Consider the following 26,282-nt stretch of genomic DNA (forward strand, 5'->3'; position numbering starts at 1 on the left):
CGCAGGTTGAGCATAAATCAGCGAAAACGCCCCTAAGCGAGCAAGGTGACGTGAAAGAGGAGGGAAGCGTACTTTTGTACGCGACCGACGATTGAACGTCAGATTGCCGCTTAGGGGCGTTTGCAGCATCGGCTACGATAGATCGTCTTCGTAGGGCATCAGGTCTGCCAGATAGCCCTTCTCCTTGAGCATAGCCTCGATCTCGTCGAGGGTTTGCTCATCCTCTGCCGCGATGCGATGGAAGTGATAGCCGCTCGTCACCGTTAGTAGTGGAAAGCTCTTGCCGCTCTCGATATCGTGCAGGTAGCGCTCAACATCGCGACGATTGCGGATGTCCAGGTCGGCCGTGATCTTACCGTACACGCGGTGATTGACGATCACGTTGAGCACGGCGCCTCCGGCGTCAACGATACTCGTGAGCTCATCGCCTGTCTGCTCCACGCCATGGCGAACCTTGACCAGGCGCGTGGGCACGGCGGGGCTGCTGGGGGCCTCCTGCAGCACGTAGCCGCGATTGGTCGCCACGATATCGTGCCCATCGGCGCGCAGCAGGGCGATGTCTTGCACGACAACCTGGCGGCTCACACCCACCTCGCGAGCAAGCGTACTGCCGGAGACGGGGTCTTTGGCTCGCTCGAGCACGCCCATGATGGCACGGCGACGCTCGCGGGCGTCCATTATTTACCGTCCAGCAGACGCAGGTGCTTAAGCGAGAGGTCGAGAATCGGCGCAGAGTGCGTCAACGCCCCCGAGCTAATAAAGTCAACGCCCAGGTCGGCAAGCGCACGGATATTGCTGGCATCCACGTTGCCCGAACACTCGGTCTTGGCGCGACCGGCAATAAACTCAATCGCGGCAGCCATGTCATCGTGGGTCATGTTGTCGAGCATGATGATGTCGGCGCCGGCCTCCACGGCCTCGCGCACCATGTCCAGGTTCTCGCACTCGATCTCGACCGTCGCGGTAAACGATGCATGGGCGCGCGCCATCTCGATCGCACGCGTCACGCCGCCGGCGGCATCGATGTGGTTGTCCTTGAGCATGACGGCCGTCGACAGGTTGTAGCGGTGGTTGCTGCCGCCGCCGATCTCGACCGCGGCCTTCTCGAAGACGCGCATACCCGGCGTGGTCTTGCGCGTGTCGACGAGCACGGTCTTGGTGCCCTCGAGCGCCGCAGCCATCTGGTGCGTATAGGTAGCGATACCGCTCATGCGCTGCAGGTAGTTGAGCGCCACGCGCTCGCCCGAAAGCAGCACGCGCGCATCGCCGCGTACCTGGCCCACATGGTCGCCGGCGTGCACCTCGTCGCCATCGGCAACGTCAAACAGCACCGAGCTCTGCGAATCCAGCAGCTCAAAGGTGCGAGCGAACACATCCAGGCCCGCGATGATGCCATCGGCCTTGGCGATGAGCTCCACCGTGGCGGGACGCGCCGTGGGGCACACGCTCGCCGTGCTCACGTCCTCAAACGTAATGTCCTCGCGCAGAGCCTGCAGAATCAGATCATCGACGACGAGCTTCATGGTAATGGGGTTCATGGTCTACTCCTCCACGGCCTGCGTGCCGGCGGCACGGGCCAAATCATCGATTGCCAGGGTGTCGGCGCTCAGGGCGCGATGACGGCCGTCGAGCGCGGGCTCGCCCGCCTGCTCCACGGCGAGCGACTCGCCGGTACGCATGTGCCACGCAGCGCGACGACCCCAGACCAGCGCCTCGAGCAGGCTGTTTGATGCAAGGCGGTTCTTGCCGTGAACGCCGTTGCAGGCCGTCTCGCCGGCGGCGTAGAGCTCGGGCATCGAGGTGCGGCCGTCCTTGTCGACCCACACGCCGCCCATAAAGTAGTGCTGCGTGGGTGTGACGGGGATGGGCTCGTCCAAGATGTCGCGGCCGTCCTCCAGGCAGCGTGCGCGAATGTTGGCAAAGTGCCCGGTCACCACGTCGCGCTCAACGGGGGCAAAGCTCAGCCACTCGTGCTCGGTACCATCCTGCTTCATCTGCTCGCGAATAGCGGCGGCGACCACATCGCGCGGCTGAAGCTCATCGGTAAAACGCTCGCCGGCGGCGTTGAGCAAAATCGCGCCCTCGCCGCGGCAGCTCTCGCTGATCAGGAAGGTGCGGCCCGGCTGCGGCGAGAACAGTCCCGTGGGGTGAATCTGCACGTAGTCCAGGTGCTCCATCTTAATGCCGTGCTCCTGGGCGATGTAGCAGGCATCGCCGGTGAGCTGCGGGTAGTTGGTCGAGTGGTCGTATACGCCGCCGATACCGCCTGTCGCCCACAGCGTGTGGCGGGCATGGATCTTAAACGGCTCGCCGGCATGCACGCCCTCGGCGGCATTTGCCAGCTCGTCGGCGGGGCGAACCGAGTTGTCCTCGTCCACGGGAACGGCGACGACGCCGAGGCACGCCGTGGCGCCATCACGCTCGCCCGTCAGAATGTCGGTCATGGCCACGTGCTCCAAAATCTGCACGTTATCCAGCTTGCGAACGGCCTGGAGGAGCTTGGTCGTGATTTCCTTGCCCGTAATGTCGGCATGGAAGGCGATGCGCGGGCGACTGTGCGCACCCTCGCGGGTAAAGTCGAGGCTGCCGTCGGCCTTGCGCTCAAAGTCCACGCCCATGGCCAGCAGGTCGTTGATGACCGAGCGGCTCGAGCGGATCATGATGTCGACGCTCTCGCGGCGGTTATCGTAGTGGCCGGCGTGCATAGTGTCCTCAAAGAAGGCGTCGTAGTCAGAGCCTTCGGGAAGCACGCAGATACCGCCCTGCGCGAGCATCGAATCGCACTCGTCGACAGCGCCCTTGGAGAGCATGATCACGCGCGTGCTCGTCGGCAGATTGAGGGCCGCGTATAGGCCCGCCACGCCGCAACCGGCAATGACGACGTCGCACTCCATGTCGGGGCATTGTTTGGTTTCCACAGGAATCCTCTCCCTTGTAATGTGGCATAAGGGATGGTCCCTCATGTCACATCGTTCTAGCGCGCCGCGTATTCGAGCATGCGGTCGAGCGTGAGCTTGGCCTGGTCGGCGGCCTCATCCGACACGCCAATCTGCACCTCGCCCTCGCCCGTCTCCAGGCAGCGCACGAGCTTTTCGAGCGTGATGAGATCCATGTTGACGCAGGTGGGCTGTACCGCGGGGAAGTAGAACTTTTTGCCGGTGCCCTGACAGCGGCGCTCGAGCTCGTAGAGCACGCCGCGGACCGTCACGATGATAAACTCGCTCGCGTCCGACTCCTCGGCATACTTGATAATGCCGGCAGTGGAGCCGATGTAGTCGGCCTCGGCCAGGACGTCGGCCTTGCACTCGGGGTGCGCCAGCACGAGCGCATCGGGGTGCGCCTCCTGTGCGTCGACGATCTGCTCGACGGTGATGATGTGATGGCGCGGGCAGTAGCCGTTGTTGAGGATGACGTGCTTTTGGGGCACCTGCTCGGCCACAAAGCGGCCCAGGTTCTGGTCGGGAATGAACAAGATGTGCTGCTGCGGCAGCTCGGAGACGATCTTGACGGCGTTAGAGCTGGTAACGCACACGTCACTCCAGCTCTTGATCTCGACCGTCGAGTTGACGTAACACACCACGGCCAGGTCGTCGCCATATTCGGCGCGCGCCGCGTCGACCGTCTCGTGCTTGACCATGTGCGCCATGGGACAGTCCGCGCCCGGCTCGGGCAGCAGCACGGTCTTGGTGGGGTTGAGCAGCTTGGCGCTCTCGCCCATAAACTCCACGCCGCACAGCACGATAGTCTGCTGCGGCAGGCTCTTGGCGAGCTTTGCCAGGTAGAAGCTGTCGCCGACGTAATCGGCAACGGCCTGGACCTCGGGCGCCACATAATAGTGCGCCAGGATCACTGCGTCACGTTGGGTTTTTAGCTGATGAATGGCCTCGACGAGCTCTGCGGGCACCAGTGCCGCGCGCTCCGTTGCCGTCGTTGCCGATGCCAGGCCGGCCGCGATATCGCGTGCAAGCTCCGATGCATCCATGTTCGCACTCTGTGCCATCAAGGCCCCTCTCTTTTGGCGAATCTTGGGGCTTTAGTATGACACCTGGCTTTACAGCTGACAAGACAGCTGTAAAGCCAGGTGTAAAGTTGGAATAAGGATTCAATCTTGGGGCGGGTCCATTTTCGAACTGGCAAGCTGAGGACAGTCGAGCTCTCGATAACGCAGGGGGCATCTTTGGGCGCCCGCCGCGCATGGTCGACGGCATGCCCGTGGCCGAGCACACCGGACACGGCTTTGGAACCAGGAGCATTAAGCTTGCCGTCGAGCGCATGAACGGCAACTGCCAGTTTCGCATTCACGGCAATCGGTTTGAGCTTCGCGCAGTGATGTAAGGGCGCGACAAGTCGGCGCCGCGCTCGACCCATCAGGACCGCCTTGCCGGCGCCAGTCCGCTACAGCGGTGCGGCGGCCGGGGTCAGCTGCTTGATATAGGCCCACATGCGCTGCTTGGCGGCCTTGTCGGTCAGCGCGGCCTCAAAGCCGTCGAGCGCGAGTACGCGACGACCCTGCACGTGGGCGACCAAGCCTGGCTTGAGCATGGCGGTATCAAAGTCGTCGATCGCCACGAGCATGTCTGCGTAGGTCTCGCGCATGGTATCGGCCGCGCGATCGTCCAGCAGCAGGACCGCCTCGGGGTCCAAAGACTCGAGCGCCTCGCGGAACAGCTCGCACGGCAGGTCCTCGCCTGCCGCAACCGCCCCGTCGCCCGCGCCGGCAACACTTGCCAGCACGCAGAAATCCTCGGGCGCGTAACCGATGGCGCCGAGCGCCTTACGCAACGCGGCGCCGTCTGGACCGGCAGCCAACTCGCCACCTGCGCGCTCGGCATCGTCTAAATCACCTTTTACCAGCACAATTGGCGAGCACGCGTTACCCGCGATACGCACGCCGCGACCCGCGAGCGATGCGAGCTCCTGCTCGGTCGCCTGGGCGATGGCTTCTTTTTTCTGGCTTTGTGACGTGGGCATGCGCTCTCCAATCGTTTGCGTGCCCACCATTATATAAAAGAGCCGCCCGCGAGTGGTTGCATTGCGGGCCGTTGGGTATAAGCACGGTCGTACTGAGTTTTACGCGGCCGAGCCGCGTCGCACTATGGAGGTCACCATGGCTGACATTAAGCAGATTACCCCCGAGAATTTCGATTCCGTCGTTAACGGCAGCCTTCCCGTGCTGGTTGATTTTTGGGCACCGTGGTGCGGTCCCTGCCGTTCGCTCTCGCCCATTGTTGACGAAGTGGCCGACGAGCTGGCCGGCAAGATTACCGTCGCCAAATGCAACGTCGACGACAATCAGGACCTGGCCATGAAGTTTGGCGTTATGAGCATCCCCACGCTGGTTGTCTTTAAGAACGGCGAGGAAATCGACCGCTCCGTCGGTGCGCTGCCCAAGGCCAGGCTGCAGGCGCTGCTGGAGAAGCACCTGTAATACGCCGGTCATTTGTTGCCGTCCATGAGTGGTTTTGTGCCGCTCGCCGGAGAGCCGGGTGTTGCGCCCGCGACCACGGATAGTATGGTAATCACAAACAGCCCCCAGTGAACGGGTGCGGGTCAGACGGACTCGCACCCGTTTTCTTATGCGGCGATGCGTAAAGCGGGCGTAGTAGAATCTGAACCACTGATTAGACCCGTACAAAAGGAGATTCCCATGCATGACGTCGGAATGAACATGAGCCAGCTTGCCATGAGCGTCAAACAGGTCGACGACACGATCGAGCTCGCCCACGAGTGGAGCCATCAGCTGCTGCATGCGACCGAGAACTTTGACATGGAGCGCATTGGCGCCAAACTCGAGGCCGTCATGGCGGCGCTCCACGAGGCGCACGATGTGCTCGAGGGCTACGAGGAGGCCATCGAGGCCGACCATAACTCCGTTGGCTCCGTAAAGCTGGTGTAGCGTGGCCGAGCACGAGCACGCCTGCGAGCACGAGCATCCGCACGGGCCGACCGGCGACGTGGGCTGCCGCCTCAGCGGCTCCGCCTCCGAGCTGGTCCGTTTTTCGGTCACCGCTCCCGACGACCTGTTGCGCCGCTTTGACGAGCAAATCGCGCGCCGCGGCGACGTTGCCAACCGCTCCGAGGCCGTGCGCGACCTGATTCGCGCCTCCATTGCCAAGGAGCAGATGCGAACGCCCGACGAGCAGGTCATCGGGTCGCTCACCATGATCTATGACCACCATACCGGCGATCTGACGCGCCGTCTGGACGAGGTGCAGCACGACTACACCGACGAGATTGTCTCGACCATGCACGTGCATCTGGACCACCACAACTGCTTGGAGATTCTGGCGCTCAAGGGTCGCGGCGAGCGTGTCTACGAGCTGGCTGACCGTCTGCTGGGCCTGCGCGGCGTTAAACACGGCGAGCTCACCTGCGCCGCCACCGAGCAGAGCCTGGGGCTGTAGCGGGTCTTTGCGCGGCGCACCTGCCAATAAGGGACAGGTTTGTTTTGGCAGGTTTAACGTTTTACCTACCAAAATAAACCTGTCCCTTTTTGGCAGGTCTCGATGAAGGAGGGTCGCATGCGACATGCGCATATCCATGTAACGGGCATTGTGCAGGGCGTTGGCATGCGGCCATTTGTGTATCGCGAGGCCATGGCGCATGGCATTTGCGGATGGGTGCTTAACGCGGGCGATGGCGTGCATATCGAGGCGCACGCCCTAAGCGAGGCGCTCGACGAATTTGTCGCCGCGCTTTCCGAGCATGCGCCCGCGGCGGCTCGTGTGGAGCATGTCGAGGTTATGGACCTAGCGCCCGGCGACTGGGACGCCGCCAACGAGCGGGGCTTTCGCATTGTGGCATCGCAGGATCAAACCGCCCACACGACGCTCGTCTCGCCCGACATCGCCACGTGCGACGACTGCCTGCACGAGCTGTTCGACCCCGCCGACCGACGCTTTCACTATCCCTTTATCAACTGCACCAACTGCGGACCGCGCTTTACCATCATCCGGTCGCTGCCCTATGACCGAGCGGCCACCTCGATGGATTGCTTTCCCATGTGCCCCACCTGTGCCGCAGAGTATGGCGACCCGCTTGACCGGCGGTTTCACGCGCAGCCCGATGCCTGCTTTGATTGCGGGCCGCACATTACGTGGCGCGAGGCCGGCGAAGCCGCCGCGTCGCTGACCGTCGGCACCACGCGCAAGACCAGCGACGCCATTATCGACCGCTGTGTTGAGCTGCTGGCCAACGGCGGTATCGTCGCCATCAAGGGTCTGGGCGGATTTCACTTGGTATGCGACGCCTCCAACGAGAAGACGGTAGCCGAGCTTCGCCGCCGCAAACGCCGCAGCAACAAACCGCTTGCCGTTATGGTGCGCGGCCTTGCCGATGCTGAACGCCTGTGCCATGTCAACGACGTTGAACGCGGCTTGCTGACCGGCAGCATTCGCCCCATTGTGCTGCTGCGCCGACGTGCCGTTTGCGAGAGCGGCGGCTCCCCCAACGCGCTCGCACCGTCCGTCGCGCACAACCTTCCTGAGCTTGGCGTTATGCTCCCCTATACACCGCTTCAGCATCTGTTGCTTGCCGCGGCAGAAGCCCGCGGTATGCACGCACTCGTCATGACCAGCGGAAACCTGAGCGAGGAACCTATCGAGACCGATGACAACCTTGCATGGGAACACCTTGTTGCCGCCGGCATCGCTGACGCGCTACTTGGCAACGACCGTGCGATTCTCTCGCGCTACGATGATTCCGTGGTGCGCGTGGTCGGTGGGGTCGCCATGCCCGTTCGCCGCGCTCGCGGATATGCACCCCAGCCGCTGCCGTTGCCGGCGCTCGACGGCACCACGCCCTGCGTGCTCGCCTGCGGGCCACAACAAAAGGCCACGATTGCGCTCACGCGTGAAGGGACGAACGGCGAGGCAACCTGTTTTGTGTCGCAGTATATCGGCGATGTTGAAAACGGCGGGACCTTCGATGCCTGGAACGCCGCGCGCACGCGCTTGGAAGATCTCTTTGACTTGGCGCCCGCCGCCTTGGCCTGCGATCTACACCCCAGCTATCTATCGAGCCAGTGGGCGCGCGAGCAGGCGCGAAAACGCAATCTGCCGCTCGTCGAGGTGCAGCACCATCATGCGCACATCGCGAGCGTAATGGCCGAGGCGATTGCCGCGGGCCAGCTTACAACCGACGCGCGCGTCCTTGGCATCGCCTTTGACGGCACCGGCGCCGGCACCGATGGGACCATTTGGGGCGGCGAGTTTCTTGTTGCCAGCCTTGGCGGCTTTGAGCGCGCCGCGCATTTGCGCACCTGGACGCTCCCCGGCGGGGCGGCCTCCGTGCGCGACGCCCGCCGCAACGCCTTTGCCCTGCTCAGTGAGCTCGGCCTGCTTGAACATCCGGGGGCCGAGCGGCTCTTGGACGGCCTAGACGAGCAAACACGCAGCGTGACGGCAACGATGATCGAGCGGAACATCAACAGCCCACGCACGAGCAGTATGGGGCGTCTCTTTGACGCCGCCGCTGCAGTTTTGGGCATTTGCGGGCAGGCAACCTACGAAGGCGAGCCCGCCATCGAACTCGAAGCCGCCGCCTGGCGCGCGCTCGGCAGCAAAATTACCCATGTTCCCGGCGATAAAGACGGCTGTTCCGCATCTGACCCATTGCGACTGGACAGTTTGTTCAGATTTGTATTAAAAACGGACCCTCTAACCAACGGTTTTGGCTCAGATTACCCCGAAGAGGGCTCTCCAGGCACCTCATTTGCGGTTAATACGCCCGCCGGATACCCCAAATCAACCCATTCGGGGCCCTCGCAGACGATCTATACCACCCATTACCACTCTAAAAAGTACAAATCTGAACTAACTGTCCAAGCTACCTCGAGCAGGTCTCTCGTCCTGAGCCCCAGCTCACTTTTTGCGGCGCTTTTGGAGGGAACCAGAGCCAGTGTGCCCGCCGACAGGCTCGCACTCGACTTCCATGTCGCCGTCGCGCGCTCCTCGGCACGCATCGCCAGCGAGATCTGCGCGTGCGAGGGCATCGACACCGTCGCGCTCTCGGGCGGTGTGTTCATGAACCGACTTCTGCTCCAGCTCCTCACCCGCGAGCTCAAAAGCGCAGGTCTTACTGTCCTTATCCCCCATACCGTGCCCGTCAATGACGGCTGCATCGCCTACGGTCAGGCGGCGGTCGCAAGCGCTCGTCTTGCGCAGATCGCATCGCAGTAGCTCGCTCTCGCACACCGCTGTGCCCAGCCGTCTCACAGGCGTAACGCGTTTGCCCGCGAACCCCGCGAGCGCTACCATCAACTGATGGATTATCGAGCGCCTATCCAGCGCAAAGCGTCTAAAAGGGGAACAATATGTGCCTTGCCGTCCCCGGTAAAGTAGTCAAACGCGACGACGGCCTCAAGGCCACCGTCGACATGATGGGCATCGAGCGCCCCGTGTCGCTACGACTCGTGCCGACGGCGCAGGTTGGCGACTATATTCTCGTGCACGCTGGCTTTGGCATCCAGATTGTCGACGAGCAGGAAGCGCAAGAAACGCTCGAGCTCGTTAACGCCATGACCGAACTGGCCGAAGAAGACCAACTGGCCAGCAACCCGGCCGAGGCATACTAGTGGCGGCCGGACAGCCGGCTCGCTCCGGTATCGACTTTTCGGCATTTCGCGACCCCAAGCTGGCTCGCGAGCTCATCGAACGCATTCGCGGTCTTGTCGGCGACCGTACCATCAACCTTATGGAAGTCTGCGGCACACACACCGTGAGCATCGGCCGCTATGGCTTTCGCTCCATTATGCCGGCCGGGCTCAAGCTGCTGAGCGGCCCGGGCTGCCCCGTCTGCGTTACCGCCAACCGTGACATCGACCACGCGATCGCGCTCGCCAACATAGACGGCGCCATCATCACCACCTTTGGCGACATGATGCGCGTGCCCGGATCGTCCACCTCGCTCGCTGCGCAAAAGGCGGCAGGGCGCGATATCCGCATCGTCTACTCCCCGCTCGATGCGCTCGACATTGCCGAGCAAAATCCCGATCGTCCGGTCATTTTTATGGGCGTGGGCTTTGAGACCACGACGCCCACCATCGCCGCTGCCATCTTGGAGGCCGAGGCGCGCGGGCTTTTGAACTTTTCGGTCTATTGCGCCCACAAGACCACGCCGCCGGCGTTGCGCGCCATCGCCAACGATCCCGAGACCGCCATCGACGGCTTTATCTTGCCGGGCCACGTCGCCACCATCACGGGCTTGGCGCCCTTTAGCTTTTTGGTCGACGAGTTCGATACCCCGGGCGTGGTCACGGGATTTGAGCCGGTCGATATCCTGCAAGGCATCTGCATGCTGGTCCAGATGGCTGTCGAGGGCAGGCCCGCGATCGACAACGCCTACCGTCGCGGCGTCAACGCAGACGGCAACCCCGTGGCGCGACAGTTGGTCGAGCAGGTGTTTGAGCCATGCGACACCACATGGCGCGGGCTGGGGCCGATTGCCAACTCGGGCCTTTCCATCCGCCCTGAGTTCTCGCGCTTTGATGCCCATGCTCGCTTTGACGTGCCCGTTGAGGCGACGGTCGAGCCGCGTGGGTGCCGCTGCGGCGACGTACTGCGCGGGGCCATTACGCCGAGCGGCTGCCCGCTCTTTGGCCGCACCTGCACGCCCGAGCACCCCGTCGGCCCGTGCATGGTGAGCTCCGAAGGCAGCTGCGCGGCGTACTACCGCTACCGCGACTATTAGGTTCCGCCGTTCTAACGAGCGGCGGACTGGTCGACGCTGCGCCTCACCCATATAATTCCACCCACGATTGGAGTTTTGGATATGTCCCATAGCATCACCGATAGCACCGTCCTTTTGGGCCATGGCTCCGGCGGTCAGATGATGAAACGCATCATCGATGAGGTCTTTTTAGATGCCTTTGGGGCGCCCGAGTTGCTCGAAGGCAACGACGCCGGCGTCGCCGCGCTGCCCGCGAGCGGGCGCATCGCCATGTCGACCGACAGCTTTGTAGTCTCGCCGCAGTTCTTCCCCGGTGGCAATATCGGCCGCCTCGCCGTGTGCGGAACCGTCAACGACGTCGCGACCTCGGGCGCCAACGTGCGCTACCTATCGTGCGGCTTTATCCTCGAAGAGGGCTATCCCATGGATAAGCTCCGCCAGATTGTGCAGACCATGGCCGAGACGGCGCGCGAGGCGGGCGTAGCGATCATCACCGGCGACACCAAAGTTGTTGAGCGCGGCGGGGCCGACGGCGTCTACATCAATACCGCCGGCGTGGGCGAGGTTCCCACGGGCGTGGCGCTCAGCGGCGCCAACTGCCGCCCCGGCGACGTTATCCTGGTGTCAGGCACACTGGGCGACCACGGGATCGCCATCATGAGCCAACGCGAGGGCCTGGCATTTTCGAGCACGATCGAAAGCGATGCCGCGCCGCTCAACCACCTGATTGCCGCCGTTTTGGCCGCCGCCCCCGACACTCGTTGCTTCCGCGACCCCACGCGCGGTGGCCTGGCATCCACACTCAACGAGTTTGCCCAGGCCAGCGGCGTTGCCATGGAGATCGACGAGGATGCCGTGCCCGTGCGTCCCGACGTGCAGGCCGCCTGCGAAATGCTCGGCTACGATGTGCTGCAGGTGGCAAACGAGGGCAAGATGGTCGCCGTGGTGCCGGCCGAGCAAGCCGATGCCGCGCTGAGCGCCATGCGCGCCGCCCGCTACGGCGAGAATGCCGCGATCATCGGCCGCGTGCTGCCGCTTGGATCGGACGCCCGTCCCGCCGTGCGCGTGCGCACCGGCTGGGGCTCGACCCGCATCCTCGACATGCTCGTGGGAGAGCAGCTGCCAAGGATTTGCTAGAGCGGAATCGCACGGTCGGCGCGATGTCACCTGATATCCCTGGAGATGTTCAGATTCCAAGCACACCCAACGCGTAAGCCCAGTATTATGGGGTGCGTTTTGAAACCCAACGACGGGAGCTTTCATGGCAGCAGCCTTTTCCCATGTGATCTTTGATCTGGACGGCACCATCCTCAACACGCTCGAGGACCTGGCAGCCGCCGGCAACCATACCTGCGAGGCGCACGGCTGGCCCACGTTTGCCGTTGACGAGTACCGCTACAAGGTGGGAAACGGCATGCTCAAGCTGGTTGAGCGCTTTATGCCCGCCGAGTACGCGGGCGACGGCCGTATGTTTGAGCAGACGCTTGCCGAGTTTAGGGCTTATTACGGCGAGCACAAGGAGGACCACACCGCCCCCTATGCCGGCACGATCGAGATGCTCGACCGCTTGCGTGCCGCGGGCGTGCAGCTTGCCGTGCTCACTAACAAGGATCACGTCTCGGCGGCCCCGCTTATCGAGAAGTATTTTGGTTCCGAGCGCTTTGCGCTGGTACAGGGCCGTGTCGATGCGTTTCCGCCCAAGCCCGAGGCACCCGTCACGCTGCATGTGATGGAAGAGCTGGGCGCCGACCCGGCGACCACGCTCTACGTAGGCGATTCCAATGTCGATATCCTGACCGGCCACAACGCCGGTCTTAAGAGCGCAGGCGTCAGCTGGGGCTTCCGCGGCCGCGCAGAGCTGGAAGCCGCCGGCGCCGACTACGTGGTGGACAGCCAGGCAGAGCTCGCGGCGCTGGTGCTGGGCGAGTAGCGAGCGGGCACCAGAGCGAACAAATTGGCATGAAAAGAGGACGGCATAGACCTTCTGGTCATGCCGTCCTCTTTGAATGACAAGTTGTCGCTCTGGTGCCCACGCAGCGTCGAGCAGTTGCGGCGTTTGGTAAAACGCCGCAACGAACTAGTTCATCATCGCATTCATCATCTCGGTGGTTGCGGAATCGTCGGCAGACCACTCGTTATCCTCGTTGGCGGAATACTTAAAGGTGACCTTGGTGTCCTTGGTCTCAGCGGCCTTGGTCACGTCGACCATCACCTGGCCGGCCATCTTGTACAGCTCGTCCTCGGAAGGCATCGTATCGAGTGCGGCGATCTTCTCCTGATACTGGGTGGCGAAATCTTCGACGATCTTGTTCATGGACTTGCAGGTGATGGTGACCTCGGCGGTCGCGGTGCCCTTGTCCTCATCGACCGTCACATCACCGATCTTGTAATCAAAACCCTCGAGATAGCTCTTGGCATACTCCTTGGGATCGATGCCCAGCTGCTCAAACTCGTCGCCCGAAGCCTCTTCCAGGCCGGAGAGGAAATCATCGCCGCCGTTCTTGATCTCGTCAAACTGACTCGTAAGGTCGTTGGTGATGAGCTCCTCCACCGAAGGCCCTCCGCAGCCGGAAAGCAAAACCACGCACGCGACCAGGGCAGCCATCAGGGGCGCAAGCAGCAGCTTCTTTTTCATGACATTCCTCCAAACAAGCGGCGCTGCGTTTCCCGCGCAGCGCACGTCGTAACAGTAGGTCCATATTAGCGGCTCCGTTCAACCCCCTACGTCGCAAAAGCGTGGGCGGCTCAATTTGACGAGCGAATGGCCCATAAAGCAAGCCCCCTGCAATAAAATGCTCCTGCTCGGCCTACTAAAAAAGGGTGGCCGGATAACCCGACCACCCTTGTGCATCTTCTGGATGCCGCAGACTACTTGCGGACGACCTTAACGATGGCGTCACCGGCGGCGACGGCAGACTCGGCCTCGACGGCGAGCTCGACATCGGCAAACTCGGCGGTGTTGGACACGGCCACGACGACGCAGTCCTTGTAACCGGCGGCAGCGATCTTGGCGCGGTCGATCTTGAGCAAGGGCTGGCCGGCCTTCACGACGTCGTCGGCCTTGACGAAGCCCTCGAAGCCGTCGCCATTCATGTTGACGGTATCGACGCCAACGTGCACCAGAACCTCGATGCCGCTATCGGACTGCAGGCCCACGGCGTGACCCATGGTGACGGTCACCTTGCCGTCGCAGGGAGCGTAGACCAGGTCGTCCTCGGGCCACACGGCGCAGCCCTTGCCCAAAACCTCGCCAGCAAAGACGGGATCGGGCACGTCGGCCATCTTGATGACCTTGCCCTTGACGGGCGAACACAGCACGTCGGCGCCGGCAGAAGCAGAAATGGAGGCCGGAGCAGCGGCAGCCACGGGCTCAGCCTTCTTCTTGAACATATCAAACAGACCCATACGTTTTCTCCTCTTGATTAAGCGCAACGTTATGCGCATACCTATGGTGATTATAGTGCCAAATGGCCAAAATGCTAAGGCGAGGGCCCGAATCACAAGCCCTTCCAAGCCCTTCCAAAACCTTTTCCCCAGTGGCACTCATATTGTCGATTAAGCCTCGATAAGCCCCGGGTGAACAAAAGCGTTCCAAATGCCGTCGTCATCGACGTCGGTGGTCACGTAGTCGGCGGCCGGTCCGGCGTTCGGCGGAACGCCGGAGCTCAATTATTCCAAGCCCTCGGTGCCGTTGGACTTGATGATCTTCTGGTATGCGAAGAAGCTGTCCTTGCGACGGCGCTCATAGGTGCCCGTGCCGTCGTCGTACTTATCGACGTGGATGAAGCCGTAGCGCTTGCGCATCTCGCCAGTGCCGGCGGAAACCAGGTCGATCGGGCCCCACCAGGTGTAGGCAATCAGGTCAACGCCATCGGCAATGGCCTCGCCCATGGCCTTGATGTGGCTCTGCAGGTAGGCGATGCGATACGGGTCATGGATGGAGCCGTCCTCCTCGACCTCGTCGTAGGCGCCCATGCCGTTCTCGACCACCATCAGCGGAATCTCGTAGCGGGCGTAAATCTCGTTGAGGGCGATGCGCAGGCCCAGCGGATCGATCTGCCAGCCCCAGTCGGTGGGGACGTTCTTAAACGACTAGTCAAACAAGAATGTCCCCAACGACTAGTCGTTTAAGAACGTCCCCAATGACTACCCATCCGGAGCAAGACAACGCTGCAAGTAGAGGACGGACAGCGAGCGACGTCCAGGGCGAACAAGTTGGCATGAAAAAGGCGAGGCATTGACCTTCTGGTCATGCCTCGCCTTTTGAATGACAAATTGTCGCCCTGGGCGGCGCGCAGCGTCGGCCGGTTACGGCGTTTGGTACAACGCCGTAACTACTCCTGTGCTCCGTACTGCTCGTAGTAGGCGTCGATGGCGGTCTTAAGTTCGTCATCGATGACGACCTTGCCGTCGATCTCGTGGTTGTAGAGGGTCTCGACGACCTCGGCCATGGAGACGATGCTCGCGACGGGGAAACCGTACTTTGCCTCGATCTCCTTCTGCGCGGTGGTCACGCCGCCCTTGCCGACCTCCATGCGGTTGAGGGACACGATCAGGCCCTTGATTTCGACGTCGGCGGCAGCCTTGACCTTGGGATAGGTCTCGTCGATGGACTTGCCGCTGGTGGTAACGTCCTCGACCATGACCACGCGGTCGCCGTCCTTGGGCTCATAACCCAGCAGGTTGCCCTTATCGGCACCGTGGTCCTTGGCCTCCTTGCGGTCGCAGCAGTACTTGACCTCCTTGCCGTACAGCTCGTGGTAGGCAATCGCGGTCACGACGGCCAGCGGAATACCCTTGTAGGCCGGTCCAAACAGCACATCAAAGTCGTCGCCAAAGTTATCGTGGATGGCCTGGGCGTAATACTCGCCCAGCTTCTTGAGCTGATAGCCCGTCACGTAAGCGCCGGCGTTCATAAAGAACGGGGACTGACGGCCGCTCTTGAGCGTAAAGCTGCCGAACTTAAGAACGTCGGACTCAACCATAAACTTGATGAATTCTTGCTTGTAAGCCTCCATGCGGGCTCCTCTCGTAATCGCGTACGTGCCCTCCAGTTTAGCGCAGGCGAAGCGTCGATGCGGGTGCGCTTTGGAGCCACATCCCCCCGTTAGAGTAAGGAACTGGGCGGCGCCTCATACGCTAGTCCTTGGGTGCCCAGGACCAGAAGAAGTTGATAAGGGCCACACGCGAGGCGGTACCGGTCTTTCTGTTGATCGAGGAAATGTGGCGGTAGAGCGTAGAGCGCGAAAGGAAAAGCGTTGCGGCAATGTCCTGAACGCTCAACTGTACTCATTTAAGTACGTCCCCAATGAGTGGCCGAAGAGTGTCCCCGGCGTCCAGTCAAAAATGGGCCATGTGTCCCAGTTGTGGAGACTCGTTGAGCCGTCTGGGTATCGTGAAAGATCGAGCGCTCACCCATCATCAAAAGTGACACACGCTACCTGTTGATGGGAGGCAGCCATGGGCTTCTTTGACAAGATGTTCGAGAAGAAAGAGTGCGCGATTTGCGGTACCGAACTGGGGATTTTGGGAAAGACCAAGATCAACGAAGGCTACCTGTGCAAAGAGTGCGCAGGCAAGCTGTCCCCCTTCTTTAGTGGTTGGCGCTCCAGCACCGCGGACGATATCCGCGAGCAACTCGCCTACCGCGAGGCCAACGCCGAGCGCCTGGCCTCGTTCAACCCAACGCGCACGCTCTCTGCCGGGCGCACCAACATCATGCTCGACGAAGACGCGGGTCTGCTGATCATCACTTCGCAGAGCCGCTGGCGCGACGCCAATCCCGACATCATCGAGTTCTCACAGGTACTCGGCTGCGATATGGATATCGACGAGCATCGCACCGAGATCTATCGCGAGACCAAGGACGGCGAGCGCGAGAGCTACAACCCGCCGCGCTACGACCTGGATTACGACTTTAACCTGACCATTCACGTCAACACGCCGTACTTTACCGAGATCAACCTGCGCGTGAACGACTCCACCATCGATCAGCGTGGCTCCATCGAATATCGCGAGGCCAAGCGCCAGGCAACCGAAGTCCGCGATGCGCTGGTACAGCTGCGTCAGGAGACACGCGACAGCGTCGTGGCCGCCAAGGCCCCCAAGACCGCGGTCACCTGCCCCTTCTGCGGTGCAACCACCATTCCCGATGCCAGCGGACGCTGCGAATACTGCGGCGGCGCCATCGGCGCATAGCCTCCGGCACGGAAAGGACCGATCATGGCCTTCGAGAGTGTCAACTATCAGTGCCCCGCGTGTGGCGGCCCCCTTCACTTTGCCAGTGCCGAACAAAAGCTTGTCTGCGACTACTGCGATTCGCGTTTTGAAGTCGAAGAAGTCGAGGCCCTCTATCGCGAGCGCCAGGACAAGGCAGATGCCAAAGCCGATGCCGCAGCCGCGGCCCCCAAACCTGCTGTCGACGATGCCGTGCAGGATCTGGCCCAAAACGCCGGCTACATCTGCTCGTCGTGCGGCGCCGAGCTGGTCTCGGACGGCACCGTCGCCGTTACCACCTGCCCATACTGCGGCAACTCCGCCGTGGCGCCCGGCCAGCTCTCGGGCGACTTCTCACCCGACCTGGTGATTCCGTTTAAGCTCGGGCGCGATGATGTCATGGCAGCACTCAAAGAGCATTACAAGGGCAAAATCCTGCTGCCCAAGAGCTTTGTCACCGGCAACCACATCGACGAGGTCCAAGGCGTTTACGTGCCGTTTTGGCTCTACGGCGCCCGCGTGGATGGCGAAGTGTACTTCGATGCGACCAACGAGACCGTGACCGAGGAATCCGACCGCACCGTCACGACCACCGACCACTACGACGCCTACCGTAAGGGCAAAATCTCGTTTGAGCGCGTGCCCGTCGACGGATCGTCCAAGATGCCCGACGGCCATATGGATGCTATCGAGCCGTTTGACTACGACGCGCTGCGCCCGTTCTCGGTCGCGTATATGCCCGGCTACATCGCCAACCGCTACGATGAGGATTGCGAGACCTGCAAGGCGCGCGCCGAGCGTCGTATGGAAGAAAGTACGATTTCGGCCCTGCGCGAGACCGTCGTCGACGAATATGACGATGCCAAGGTCGAAAGCAAGCAGCTCGACTACACCTGGGAAGACAGCAACTACGCTCTGTTCCCCGTGTGGATGCTTTCCACCTCGTGGAACGGCAAGAGCTACCTGTTTGCCATGAACGGCCAAACCGGCCGCATGGTCGGCGAGCTGCCCTGCTCCAAGCCCAAGCTCGCCATCGCCTCGGTGCTGTTCTTTGTAATCGGGTTTGTCCTCTCCCAGATTCTCTTTATGGGCGAGAACGCCTTCGATCCGGACTACCTCACCTTTGATATCGAGGGCATCCTCATCAACATCGTCGCACCGCTGATTATCGTAATCATCGGAGACGTGCTGCTGGTAGGCCAGCTCAAGACGGCCAACGAGGCCACCCACGCCGATTGCTACTGCGGCGAGCTCGACTTGACCGAGAAGCACGACACCTTCAGCCACACCGAGACCACCGTTGTCATGAAGGACAACAAGGACGATTAGCCATTCTGACCAATACCACCCGGCCTTTGACGAGAAAGGAAGATCACCATGGGACTCTTGAAAGCTGGATTGGGAGCTGCCGGCGGCGTCATGGCCGACCAGTGGAAGGAATATATCTATTGCGAATCGATGCCCGCTGACGTCTTGGCCTGCAAGGGCAGCAAGCGCACCGGCGGCCGCAGCTCCAACACGCGCGGCGAGGACAACGTCATCTCCAACGGCTCCGTCATCGCCGTCAACGACGGCCAGGGCATGCTCGTGGTGCAAAACGGCAAGATCATCGAGGTCGCGCTGGAGCCCGGCGAGTTTGTCTTTGACACCGGCAGCGAGCCGAGCGTCTTTAGCGGCAACTTGGGCGACTCCATCAAGGAGACGTTCGCCAATATCGGCAGCCGTTTTGCCTTTGGCGGCGACGCGGGCAAGGACCAGCGCGTCTACTTCATCAACACCAAGGAGATCATCGGCAACAAGTACGGCACCGCCTCGCCTGTGCCCTTCCGCGTGGTCGATAACAACATTGGCCTGGATGTCGACATCTCCGTTCGCTGCAACGGCGAGTATTCGTACCGCATCACCAACCCGCTGCTGTTCTACACCAACGTGTGCGGCAACGTGACCGATAGCTACACGCGCGATAAGATCGACAGCCAGCTTAAGTCCGAGCTGCTCACCGCTCTGCAATCCGCCTTTGCCAAGATCTCGGAGATGGGCATCCGCTACAGCGCTATCCCCGGCCACACCACCGAGCTCGCCCGCGCGCTCAACGAGGTTCTCTCCGCCGACTGGCGCGACCTGCGCGGCGTCGAGATCGTGAGCTTTGGCGTCAACTCCATCGCCGCCTCGCAAGAAGACGAGCAAATGATCAAGGACCTGCAGAAGGCCGCAGTCATGCGCGATCCCACCATGGCAGCCGCCAACATCGCCAGCGCCCAGAGCGATGCGATGCGCGCGGCAGCCGCCAACCCCAACGGCGCGATGGCCGGCTTTATGGGCATGGGCATGGCGGGCGGCATGGGCGGCATGAACGCCAGCCAGCTGTTCGCCGCCGGCCAGGCGCAGCAGCAGGCTGCCCCACAGCCGGCTCCGGCACCCGCCCCCGCACCAGCTCCTGCCGCTGCCCCCGCGGCCGGCACGTGGACCTGCAGTTGCGGTGCCACCAACACCGGCAAGTTCTGCCCCGAATGCGGCAGTCCCGCACCCGCCCCGGCACCGGCCAAGTGGTTCTGCCCCAACTGCGGCAGCGAAAACGGCGGCAAGTTCTGCAGCAACTGCGGAACGCCTAGGCCCTAACCCCTCTATCTGGTAATTGGCGGGGGGTCCGCCACCCCCGCATTTGCTTCTATGGGTTTCGTTCGATAAAGGAGGACACCATGAAGACAACGTTCAAAAAGTCCGTACTCGCATTTCTGACATGCGTCCTGGCGCTCGCCTTTGCCCTGACGGGCTGCAGCGGCGGCGGCAAGGACCCCAAGGCCAACTTCGTCGGCAGCTGGGAACTCTCGGGTGGAACCCTGGAGGGCGAAGAGCTCACCGATGAGTACATGGATATGCTCAAGGAGTGGGGCCTCAACTGTATCCTGATCCTCGACGAAGACGGCACGGGCGTCCTCGACATGTTCCTTGAGGTCGCCGACCTGAAATGGGAGGCCAAGGACGCCACCACTGCAACCATCACCGCCGACGGCGATTCGCAGGACATGAAACTCAAGGACGGCAAGCTCGTCCTCGAGGTGGAGGGCGACAAGCTTATCTTTACGAAGTCCGACAAGGATCTGTCCGGTACGGTAAAAAAGGATCGCGAGGCGGCCGAGAAGGAAGAGGAGATCGATGAGGCCGTCGAAGACGACGACGTCCAGAGCGTCGAAATCTCCCCCGCCGTCACCGTCGCCGATGACGATCTGTGCACCATCACCATCACCGAGAAGTTCAAGGACGAATGGGGCGACATCGGCTTTGTCGTCAACATCACCAACAAGAGCGACAAGGACCTGACCTTCTACGCTCCCTCCGGCAAGACCAACGTCAACGGCACCATGAAGGAACCCTGGTTCTCGGCTAACCTGATGCCCGGCACCAACGCCACCGAGGAATTCACATTCTCGAGCGGCGAGCTTGACAGCCTTGACGACCTGGTCAACACGACCATCGGCATCGACGCCTATCTGACCGATTCCTACGAGGACGTCGCCTCCTACACCGCAACCATCGCGTAGCGGCACGTAACATCAGCCACGGATTGGCGGACACATCCGCGCACTTGCCAGGCGGGGCCGCAGGAGTTGATCCTGCGGCCCCGTCGTTTTTATGCCGACAGCACAGCCGCACAAGCAGGCCGCCCGTCGTTTTCTGATGCAAAACGGCGGGCGGCCTATCTTTACGGCGCCGGAACACGGCGAGCGCGTCGATTACGGGCGCTCCATGTTGGGAACGATGCTGCCCTCCGTTACCGCGCGCACGGCAAGACGCATGATGTTGTCGTAGCCGGTCTTGCTCAGAATCTCCGAGATGCGACGCTTGATGGTACCCTCACTCATAAACAGCTCGGCCGCGATCTCGCGGCGGCTTTTGCCCTCGCAGGCAAGACGCAAAATCGACAGCTCGACATCGTCGAGTGCCGCCGTGCCCGAAAAAATGCTCTCGGGCGGCTTGGGAAACGTGCAATAGCCCGCCAGCGTGGAGCGCATCACGGTGAACAGCTCGTCGATACCGACGTTCTTGTACACAAAGCTATCGACGCCCGCCTCGCGAGCCTGATCGACAAAGGTGATCTCGGGCATGCCGGTCATGATGATGACGCGGCACTCGGGCAGCTGCTCCTTGATGCGCGCCGCCGCCACGATGCCGTTTGAATCGTGTTCGGTGCACACGTCCATCAATATCATGTCCGGGCGCTCCTTGAGCGCGACACCCAAGGCCTCGGAGGCATCGGCGATCGCGGCGACGACGGTCATATCGGGCTGGTCGCCAACGGAGCGCGCCAGGCTTTCGCGCAGAATGGCCTGATCTTCGACAATTAACACGCGGATCATGAACTTCTCCTTTGGACCGTGGCGTTGGGGCTCAGCGGGATGGACACCGCAAGCGTGAAGGGCTGAGCGGCGTGGACTTCCAGGCCGCCGCCCAAATCTTGCGCGACATGCCTCATACCTGGGATACCCGTTCCCTCGCGATACGATACGGGGGCCGGGGACCCGTCGTTAGAAATCGTCATGCGCGCGACGGCGCTAGCATTCGTCCCCTCCTGCCACAGGCGCACGAGGACCCGATGCGCCTGCGCATGCCTGGTGGCATTGGTCGAGGCCTCGCGGATAATCTGCAAAAATGCGGCGGCGACACGCGCGTCCTCAGGCAGCGCACCCTCAACATCGATCTGCACACTCACCAAGCCAAAGGCGTGGACGATATCGCTCAGCTGCTCTGCAGGCTTGCTGGCACCGCCACTGCGCAAATCGGCGGCGATTGAGCGCAGCAACGGGTCAATCTGCTCGAGCGACTCATCATCCAGACGTCCCTCCTCCAAATAGCGATGAAGAATGGACAGGCGCTGGCCGATCACATCGTGAACGCGGGCACGCATACGTAGGTAGGCCGCATTGTCGGCAACCTTTTTGGCTTCTTCGATCTGGGCCTGGAGCTCTTGGCCAGCACGCTCAAGCAGGTGGTTGGCTTGCGCCAGACGGTCGTAGGCGTGTGCGTATTCCGTCACGTCCAGGCCGACGACGCGCTCGAACGGACGGTTCGAGACCGTAACGGAGTCACGCACGAACAGACGAATCTCGGAAGGAGAGATCTCGACCACGGCGCGATCCCTACCAAAGCGATCAAGGTCGATATGGGCGCGATTAGCGCTGCTTTCGGGCGTTTGCATGCTCAGTTTGCGCAGGTCGTTCCATGTGCTGCTCATGTCGCCCAGGTCGGTGGGCATATGGAGCTCTACGAGGTTTTTGCGCATGCAGCGGTTCATGAGCAGCGGACGGCCCCTCGGGTCTAGATACAGGATGCCCACGGGAATCACGTTGATGGTCTCGATCGTCGAGAACATGGTGATATCCTCTTGGCGGTTACGGACGTCCATCAAGAGCGCCGCGATGGAACGGAACAGGAAGAACGCTCCCTCTGCGATAAGGACAACGGTCCACGCCGAGCCCATGGCAAAAACCACCGGTGGTGTAACGGCGACAACAAGCAACAGCTCGACCAGCATGACGGGACGACGATAGTGCACCATAAGTACCACGCCATAGGCAAAGATTGCGGCATTGAGCCACAACGCTCCGCCCATTGCCCTGGCGCAAACGTCAAGCGGCGCCACCAGATACGAGCCAGACGACGTGAACAAGATGAGCGCCGAAATCATCAGGTGAAGCACAAGACTCGCCTCGTAGGCGCAAATCACCTTACGGTTATAGGACGAGCGGCGCGATGCGATGAGCGGGACGTGGATCGTCTGCAGACACGCAGCCAGGGCAAAGACAACATCGAGCGCAACGATTTGGGGAAGGATGAGCGAAATCTGCATCGTCACTCACCCGCCCTCGGCATCAAGACGATCATGCGCAGCTGACCGGACTCGCCCTCAAGGCGGTATGCCACGTTGCGCCCTTGCAAAGCGCTTTCGAGCTCTTGCGCAGCGGGCGTCTGCGAAAGATCTTCATCATCGTTGGAAAAAAGTGTGGCGCGCAGCTCGACGCTGCATCGGTCATGGTCGCCCAAGTGATACATAAGTGCCGGATGATCGGTGGTGTAGGCAAAAAACGCAAAGTCATACACGCAGTCGTACAGCGCGCTTACCGTACTGGCGTGCATCGGGCGCCGTATGGCAATAATCGAGGCGCAATCGACATCGATCGTGCGCAGGTCGCTTGCGAGCTCGTTGGCAATGAGCTGAATGCGGTCGCGGTCAAAACCGCTCTCCCCGTGCTGTGCCAACGTGAGCGACCCCTTCCGTTTGCAATAGGCAACGAGCATCTTGGCGCGCTGCAGCATGCGGTAACGCTCGCGCGAAGATTCCTCGTCAGTCAACGGCGGCAGCGAGCTCAACAAGTCGTACATCTCTTCGAGCGCGCGGGCAAGCGCCTGGTCCACGTCTTGGACTAGCAAGGTCTCGGTCTCTTGATCTGCCAAATGTGTCTTAAGGTCGTAGTCGGCGGCAAGCAGCTCGTTTTGGCGTTGCAGCTCCATGCGACGATGTGCCAGTTCGCGATTGAGCTCGTTGAGCTCCGATACGTCTTGGGCAAGCAGGGCCGATCCCCCCAGCAGCGGAAAAGCACGATACATCACATCGGGATCGGACGCCACGGTAAAGGCATGGGCGCGGCCGTGCTCCTGGGTCCGCAGCTCCTCGCGCACGCCTACCGGCATTGGCTTTGACACCGGCGTGGCATAGACCTCCTGCAGGTCGCGCGTTAGAACTTTGAGGTCAAGCGGCAAGGTGTCGAAGATGCCGGCGATATCGTGGTACGACGGAATGACACCGCAATCGAGACAGATTTCCATCGCCACCACGCACAGGATGCAATAGACGAGCGAAAAGTTGAGCCTCCATGCCCAGGGCACGCGCAGAGCATATGAGATGCCAAAGAATGCGCCGCCCAGCAGCACGAGCGCCGCCGTGCCCGAGAAACGTTGGATGCGAAAGGACGAGGACCGACCAACCAGGATAAAAAAGGCCACGAAGTTAAAGGCCGTCCACACGAGGAAGGCGAAATAACCCCGGCCGTACGTGTAATCGTTGCTCCAGGTGTCGCTTGTACGGTCAAAGCGGAAGACCTGCTGGTGAAAATCGTTGGTGAGCACAAATCCGATAAGCAGGATAGCCACAATCCACAGCGCAGCACGGTAGCGGCGACCCAGGCGGCGTTGCTCCAGGCCCGCAAGGCGCAGGCCGCAGAGCTGGTAGAGCAGCGGAATGAGCGTCATGGGCACGTAGTACAGGTACCACAGCAAGGTGGCATAGAACGGCGTGTACGACTTGTACTTGAGAATGACCTCGATCATCCACAGGGCACAGATGGTGGCGATGGCAACAAGGCGGCGGCACAGCACATAGTCCAAACAACGCAGATAGACCAACACGCCCCAAATCGAAAATACAATTGCGGCGACAAGCAGCGGGAGAGGGCTCGAATGGGTGAGCGCATCCACGACCTCTTCGGACACCTCGCTATAGGCGGGCACGGCGTTAGAAAGTTTGGGGTCGAAGGCGAACAGCACCGGCAAGATCGCCAAAAGCATGAGGAACAGCGCGGTGATGGCGCCGGCGATAGCAAAGACGCGGTGACGGTACACCTGATGCGTTATGCCAACAAGGAATCGCGGCATGGCGAAGAGCCTGCCGCCCCTGGGATCCGCAACCGGAGCGGTCCGGGCGGCCGCGTGGCCGATATGTCGCTCGCGGGTACTCATAGTCCCTTTAGTGTACCGACAGGCGGGTCCAAAAAGCGGGCCGCATGTCCCAAAATCCGCAGACGGCAAGACCCCCGGCGAGCAATAACTACTCGCCGGGCGCCTTGGTTAGAAGGCTATGAAGTTGAGTGTCTCAGCTTCCTTAGGACAGGTCCTCACCATTAGAAGCAATAACCTTCTTGTACCAGTCGAAGCTCTTCTTTTTGGAACGCTTGAGGGTACCGTTGCCTGCATCGTCGCGGTCCACATAGATAAAGCCGTAGCGCTTGGACATCTCACCCGTGCCGGCAGACACCAGGTCGATCGGGCCCCAGGTGGTGTAGCCCAGCAGGTCAACGCCGTCCTCGGTCACCGCATCGCGCATCGCGGCGATATGCTGGCGCAGGTAGTCGATACGGTAGTCGTCGTTGATGGAGCCATCCTCCTCGACAACATCCTTGGCGCCCAGACCGTTCTCGACCACAAACAGCGGCTTCTGATAACGGTCGTACAGGTCGTTGAGGGTGATGCGGAAGCCCAGAGGATCGATGGCCCAGCCCCACTGGCTCTCCTGCAGGTAGGGGTTCTTGGCGCCGGCGAAGGCGTTACCCTGGGTGCGCTCGACATCGGGGTTATCGGCACCGGCAGAGCAGCGGGTGCTGTAATAGCTAAAGCTGATGAAGTCGACGGTGTTAGCGGCCAGGATCTCGCGGTCCTCGTCCGTCATGCCCACATCGATGCCTAGACGCTCGAGCTTCTTGACGGCATATGCCGGGTAGTAGCCGCGGCTCTGGACGTCGACGAAGAAGTAGTTGTCCTGGTTATCGAGCTGCGCCTGGCGCACATCGCCCGGACGGCAGCTGTAGGGGTAGTAGCTGCCCGCGGCGAGCATGCAGCCGATCTTGATCTCGGGGTCGATCTCGTGGGCGATCTTGGTTGCCCAAGCGCTGGCGACGAGCTCGTTGTGGGCGGCCAGGTACTCGACGGCCTCCTTGTTCTCGCCCTCCTCAAAGACCAGACCGGCACCCATAAACGGCAGGTGCAAGATCATATTGATCTCGTTGAAGGTGAGCCAGTACTTCACCAGCCCCTTGTAGCGGGTAAAGATCGTGGTCGCGAGGTTCTTGTAGAAGTCGATGAGCTTACGGTTGCGCCAGCCGCCGTACTCCTTGATGAGGTGAATCGGGCAGTCGAAGTGCGTGATGGTCACGAGCGGCTCGATGCCGTGCGCCTGACACTCGCGGAATACGTCCTCGTAGAAGGCCAGGCCAGCCTCGTTGGGCTCGGTCTCGTCGCCGTTGGGGAAGATGCGGGTCCAAGCCAGGCTCATACGGAAGGTCTTAAAGCCCATCTCGGCAAAGAGAGCGATGTCCTCTTTGTAGTGGTGATAGAAATCGATGCCGGTCTGCGCGGGATAGTAATAGCCGTCCTCGAAGTCGAGCATTTTACGCTGGCCGGAGACCACCGCATAGCGCTCGGGGCCGTGCGGAGCCACGTCCACGTTGGCCAGGCCGCGGCCGTCCACGTCGTAGGCACCCTCGCACTGGTTGGCAGCCGTTGCGCCGCCCCACAGGAAGTCATTACGGAAAGCCATGTATCAATCCTTTCGCACGCTGTTGTCATAGGCTCAGTATCCCTGCAAACAACGCGTCGCTCAACGGCAGTGGCACAGGCCGATACTTCTT

26 protein-coding genes and 1 pseudogene are annotated in these 26,282 nt (G+C 61.5%); 13 read left to right on the top strand and 14 right to left on the bottom strand.

Translation table 11 applies throughout. The features are described 5' to 3' along the window. Positions 1–132 precede the first annotated feature (132 nt). The 4 genes from ACTQV3_RS03745 to nadA are packed head-to-tail and all read right to left on the bottom strand — an operon-like array spanning position 133 to position 4,000. A complete protein-coding gene (locus tag ACTQV3_RS03745) occupies positions 133–678 on the bottom strand; it encodes a transcription repressor NadR (protein WP_441067412.1) in 546 nt (181 codons plus the stop codon). Then, the gene (gene nadC, locus ACTQV3_RS03750; protein WP_441015372.1) at positions 678–1,538 is read right to left on the bottom strand and encodes a carboxylating nicotinate-nucleotide diphosphorylase; all 861 of its coding nucleotides are present in this window, start codon (positions 1,536–1,538) and stop codon (positions 678–680) included. The genes ACTQV3_RS03745 and nadC overlap by 1 nt, the downstream gene beginning before the upstream one ends. A gap of 3 nt (positions 1,539–1,541) precedes the next feature. After that, the gene (locus tag ACTQV3_RS03755; RefSeq protein WP_427727339.1) at positions 1,542–2,918 is read right to left on the bottom strand and encodes an L-aspartate oxidase; all 1,377 of its coding nucleotides are present in this window, start codon (positions 2,916–2,918) and stop codon (positions 1,542–1,544) included. 56 nt (positions 2,919–2,974) lie between these two features. After that, positions 2,975–4,000: a quinolinate synthase NadA gene (gene nadA / locus ACTQV3_RS03760; RefSeq protein WP_427747652.1), complete on the bottom strand. Its 1,026-nt coding sequence runs from the start codon at positions 3,998–4,000 to the stop codon at positions 2,975–2,977. A 194-nt stretch (positions 4,001–4,194) separates the two neighbouring features. Here nadA and ACTQV3_RS03765 point away from each other — a divergent pair, with 194 nt between their 5' ends. Continuing rightward, positions 4,195–4,335, top strand: a complete 141-nt coding sequence (locus ACTQV3_RS03765) for a hypothetical protein (protein ID WP_441031933.1) — start codon at positions 4,195–4,197, stop codon at positions 4,333–4,335. A 60-nt stretch (positions 4,336–4,395) separates the two neighbouring features. Here ACTQV3_RS03765 and ACTQV3_RS03770 read toward each other — a convergent pair whose 3' ends face one another. Continuing rightward, on the bottom strand, positions 4,396–4,971 hold the full coding sequence (locus ACTQV3_RS03770; protein ID WP_441535755.1) for a hypothetical protein: 576 nt from the start codon (positions 4,969–4,971) through the stop codon (positions 4,396–4,398). Between the two features lie 136 nt (positions 4,972–5,107). On the opposite strand from ACTQV3_RS03770, the gene trxA reads away from it, so the two are divergent. The 8 genes from trxA (at position 5,108) to ACTQV3_RS03810 (ending at position 12,598) form a co-directional block, all read left to right on the top strand. Beyond that, the gene (gene trxA, locus ACTQV3_RS03775) at positions 5,108–5,428 is read left to right on the top strand and encodes a thioredoxin (protein ID WP_154518161.1); all 321 of its coding nucleotides are present in this window, start codon (positions 5,108–5,110) and stop codon (positions 5,426–5,428) included. A gap of 219 nt (positions 5,429–5,647) precedes the next feature. Next, positions 5,648–5,896, top strand: a complete 249-nt coding sequence (locus ACTQV3_RS03780; protein WP_441067419.1) for a hypothetical protein — start codon at positions 5,648–5,650, stop codon at positions 5,894–5,896. Position 5,897: 1 nt separating this feature from the next. After that, positions 5,898–6,404, top strand: coding sequence for a nickel-responsive transcriptional regulator NikR (nikR, locus tag ACTQV3_RS03785; RefSeq protein WP_370450671.1), 507 nt, complete (start codon positions 5,898–5,900; stop codon positions 6,402–6,404). Between the two features lie 117 nt (positions 6,405–6,521). Continuing rightward, positions 6,522–9,179 (top strand): carbamoyltransferase HypF, encoded by a 2,658-nt coding sequence (gene hypF, locus ACTQV3_RS03790; RefSeq protein WP_441067421.1) that lies wholly within the window; start codon positions 6,522–6,524, stop codon positions 9,177–9,179. Between the two features lie 134 nt (positions 9,180–9,313). After that, positions 9,314–9,574, top strand: coding sequence for a HypC/HybG/HupF family hydrogenase formation chaperone (locus tag ACTQV3_RS03795; RefSeq protein ID WP_154518167.1), 261 nt, complete (start codon positions 9,314–9,316; stop codon positions 9,572–9,574). Continuing rightward, positions 9,574–10,689 (top strand): hydrogenase formation protein HypD, encoded by a 1,116-nt coding sequence (gene hypD, locus ACTQV3_RS03800; protein ID WP_441535756.1) that lies wholly within the window; start codon positions 9,574–9,576, stop codon positions 10,687–10,689. Before ACTQV3_RS03795 ends, hypD begins: the two co-directional genes overlap by 1 nt. An 81-nt stretch (positions 10,690–10,770) precedes the next feature. Continuing rightward, on the top strand, positions 10,771–11,805 hold the full coding sequence (hypE, locus tag ACTQV3_RS03805; RefSeq protein WP_441535757.1) for a hydrogenase expression/formation protein HypE: 1,035 nt from the start codon (positions 10,771–10,773) through the stop codon (positions 11,803–11,805). Positions 11,806–11,929: 124 nt separating this feature from the next. Continuing rightward, on the top strand, positions 11,930–12,598 hold the full coding sequence (locus ACTQV3_RS03810) for an HAD family hydrolase (protein ID WP_229770728.1): 669 nt from the start codon (positions 11,930–11,932) through the stop codon (positions 12,596–12,598). A gap of 147 nt (positions 12,599–12,745) precedes the next feature. Here the strand turns inward: ACTQV3_RS03810 and ACTQV3_RS03815 are convergent, their stop codons facing one another. The 5 genes and pseudogenes from ACTQV3_RS03815 to ACTQV3_RS03835 all read right to left on the bottom strand — a co-directional run bounded on the left by ACTQV3_RS03815 (position 12,746) and on the right by ACTQV3_RS03835 (position 15,951). Beyond that, positions 12,746–13,303, bottom strand: coding sequence for a hypothetical protein (locus ACTQV3_RS03815; protein WP_427727307.1), 558 nt, complete (start codon positions 13,301–13,303; stop codon positions 12,746–12,748). A gap of 233 nt (positions 13,304–13,536) precedes the next feature. Continuing rightward, complete coding sequence (locus ACTQV3_RS03820) at positions 13,537–14,073, bottom strand: PTS sugar transporter subunit IIA (RefSeq protein WP_427719835.1); 537 nt, start codon at positions 14,071–14,073, stop codon at positions 13,537–13,539. A 264-nt stretch (positions 14,074–14,337) separates the two neighbouring features. Next, positions 14,338–14,742 (bottom strand): annotated as a pseudogene (locus ACTQV3_RS03825) (family 1 glycosylhydrolase); the annotation flags it as partial. A gap of 260 nt (positions 14,743–15,002) precedes the next feature. Next, positions 15,003–15,686 (bottom strand): orotate phosphoribosyltransferase, encoded by a 684-nt coding sequence (gene pyrE, locus ACTQV3_RS03830; RefSeq protein ID WP_161145429.1) that lies wholly within the window; start codon positions 15,684–15,686, stop codon positions 15,003–15,005. A gap of 121 nt (positions 15,687–15,807) precedes the next feature. Beyond that, positions 15,808–15,951: a LuxR C-terminal-related transcriptional regulator gene (locus ACTQV3_RS03835; protein WP_154518191.1), complete on the bottom strand. Its 144-nt coding sequence runs from the start codon at positions 15,949–15,951 to the stop codon at positions 15,808–15,810. A gap of 177 nt (positions 15,952–16,128) precedes the next feature. Between ACTQV3_RS03835 and ACTQV3_RS03840 the strand changes: the two genes are divergently transcribed. From ACTQV3_RS03840 to ACTQV3_RS03855, 4 genes are all read left to right on the top strand, one after another. Continuing rightward, entirely contained in the window at positions 16,129–16,866 is a 738-nt protein-coding gene (locus ACTQV3_RS03840) for a DUF4428 domain-containing protein (RefSeq protein ID WP_154518194.1), read from the top strand. Between the two features lie 24 nt (positions 16,867–16,890). Next, positions 16,891–18,213 (top strand): hypothetical protein, encoded by a 1,323-nt coding sequence (locus ACTQV3_RS03845; protein ID WP_441015342.1) that lies wholly within the window; start codon positions 16,891–16,893, stop codon positions 18,211–18,213. Between the two features lie 48 nt (positions 18,214–18,261). Beyond that, positions 18,262–19,503, top strand: coding sequence for an SPFH domain-containing protein (locus tag ACTQV3_RS03850; RefSeq protein ID WP_441535758.1), 1,242 nt, complete (start codon positions 18,262–18,264; stop codon positions 19,501–19,503). Positions 19,504–19,583: 80 nt separating this feature from the next. Then, positions 19,584–20,426: a hypothetical protein gene (locus tag ACTQV3_RS03855; RefSeq protein WP_441015338.1), complete on the top strand. Its 843-nt coding sequence runs from the start codon at positions 19,584–19,586 to the stop codon at positions 20,424–20,426. A 192-nt stretch (positions 20,427–20,618) separates the two neighbouring features. Here the strand turns inward: ACTQV3_RS03855 and ACTQV3_RS03860 are convergent, their stop codons facing one another. From ACTQV3_RS03860 to ACTQV3_RS03875, 4 genes are all read right to left on the bottom strand, one after another. After that, a complete protein-coding gene (locus ACTQV3_RS03860; protein ID WP_441535759.1) occupies positions 20,619–21,242 on the bottom strand; it encodes a response regulator transcription factor in 624 nt (207 codons plus the stop codon). Continuing rightward, on the bottom strand, positions 21,239–22,738 hold the full coding sequence (locus ACTQV3_RS03865; RefSeq protein WP_441067432.1) for a sensor histidine kinase: 1,500 nt from the start codon (positions 22,736–22,738) through the stop codon (positions 21,239–21,241). Before ACTQV3_RS03865 ends, ACTQV3_RS03860 begins: the two co-directional genes overlap by 4 nt. After that, positions 22,735–24,534, bottom strand: coding sequence for a histidine kinase N-terminal 7TM domain-containing protein (locus ACTQV3_RS03870; protein ID WP_441067434.1), 1,800 nt, complete (start codon positions 24,532–24,534; stop codon positions 22,735–22,737). The genes ACTQV3_RS03865 and ACTQV3_RS03870 overlap by 4 nt, the downstream gene beginning before the upstream one ends. A 226-nt stretch (positions 24,535–24,760) precedes the next feature. Continuing rightward, positions 24,761–26,191 (bottom strand): 6-phospho-beta-glucosidase, encoded by a 1,431-nt coding sequence (locus ACTQV3_RS03875; RefSeq protein WP_427718111.1) that lies wholly within the window; start codon positions 26,189–26,191, stop codon positions 24,761–24,763. Between the last annotated feature and the right edge of the window lie 91 nt (positions 26,192–26,282).

The sequence above is a fragment of the Collinsella sp. LCP19S3_A7 genome (genome assembly GCF_052121995.1).
Lineage (GTDB): Bacteria > Actinomycetota > Coriobacteriia > Coriobacteriales > Coriobacteriaceae > Collinsella.

Excerpts from the sequence above, each read along its gene's own strand:
- ACTQV3_RS03765 (WP_441031933.1), top strand. The coding sequence starts at position 4,195 with ATGGTCGACGGCATGCCCGTGGCCGAGCACACCGGACACGGCTTTGGA.
- ACTQV3_RS03855 (WP_441015338.1), top strand. The coding sequence starts at position 19,584 with ATGAAGACAACGTTCAAAAAGTCCGTACTCGCATTTCTGACATGCGTC.
- nadA (WP_427747652.1), bottom strand. The coding sequence starts at position 4,000 with ATGGCACAGAGTGCGAACATGGATGCATCGGAGCTTGCACGCGATATC.
- trxA (WP_154518161.1), top strand. The coding sequence starts at position 5,108 with ATGGCTGACATTAAGCAGATTACCCCCGAGAATTTCGATTCCGTCGTT.
- hypE (WP_441535757.1), top strand. The coding sequence starts at position 10,771 with ATGTCCCATAGCATCACCGATAGCACCGTCCTTTTGGGCCATGGCTCC.
- ACTQV3_RS03875 (WP_427718111.1), bottom strand. The coding sequence starts at position 26,191 with ATGGCTTTCCGTAATGACTTCCTGTGGGGCGGCGCAACGGCTGCCAAC.
- nadC (WP_441015372.1), bottom strand. The coding sequence starts at position 1,538 with ATGAACCCCATTACCATGAAGCTCGTCGTCGATGATCTGATTCTGCAG.
- ACTQV3_RS03780 (WP_441067419.1), top strand. The coding sequence starts at position 5,648 with ATGCATGACGTCGGAATGAACATGAGCCAGCTTGCCATGAGCGTCAAA.
- ACTQV3_RS03820 (WP_427719835.1), bottom strand. The coding sequence starts at position 14,073 with ATGGGTCTGTTTGATATGTTCAAGAAGAAGGCTGAGCCCGTGGCTGCC.
- ACTQV3_RS03840 (WP_154518194.1), top strand. The coding sequence starts at position 16,129 with ATGGGCTTCTTTGACAAGATGTTCGAGAAGAAAGAGTGCGCGATTTGC.
- ACTQV3_RS03850 (WP_441535758.1), top strand. The coding sequence starts at position 18,262 with ATGGGACTCTTGAAAGCTGGATTGGGAGCTGCCGGCGGCGTCATGGCC.
- ACTQV3_RS03870 (WP_441067434.1), bottom strand. The coding sequence starts at position 24,534 with ATGCCGCGATTCCTTGTTGGCATAACGCATCAGGTGTACCGTCACCGC.
- ACTQV3_RS03770 (WP_441535755.1), bottom strand. The coding sequence starts at position 4,971 with ATGCCCACGTCACAAAGCCAGAAAAAAGAAGCCATCGCCCAGGCGACC.
- ACTQV3_RS03860 (WP_441535759.1), bottom strand. The coding sequence starts at position 21,242 with ATGATCCGCGTGTTAATTGTCGAAGATCAGGCCATTCTGCGCGAAAGC.
- ACTQV3_RS03815 (WP_427727307.1), bottom strand. The coding sequence starts at position 13,303 with ATGAAAAAGAAGCTGCTGCTTGCGCCCCTGATGGCTGCCCTGGTCGCG.
- pyrE (WP_161145429.1), bottom strand. The coding sequence starts at position 15,686 with ATGGAGGCTTACAAGCAAGAATTCATCAAGTTTATGGTTGAGTCCGAC.
- hypF (WP_441067421.1), top strand. The coding sequence starts at position 6,522 with ATGCGACATGCGCATATCCATGTAACGGGCATTGTGCAGGGCGTTGGC.
- ACTQV3_RS03810 (WP_229770728.1), top strand. The coding sequence starts at position 11,930 with ATGGCAGCAGCCTTTTCCCATGTGATCTTTGATCTGGACGGCACCATC.
- ACTQV3_RS03845 (WP_441015342.1), top strand. The coding sequence starts at position 16,891 with ATGGCCTTCGAGAGTGTCAACTATCAGTGCCCCGCGTGTGGCGGCCCC.
- ACTQV3_RS03795 (WP_154518167.1), top strand. The coding sequence starts at position 9,314 with ATGTGCCTTGCCGTCCCCGGTAAAGTAGTCAAACGCGACGACGGCCTC.
- ACTQV3_RS03745 (WP_441067412.1), bottom strand. The coding sequence starts at position 678 with ATGGACGCCCGCGAGCGTCGCCGTGCCATCATGGGCGTGCTCGAGCGA.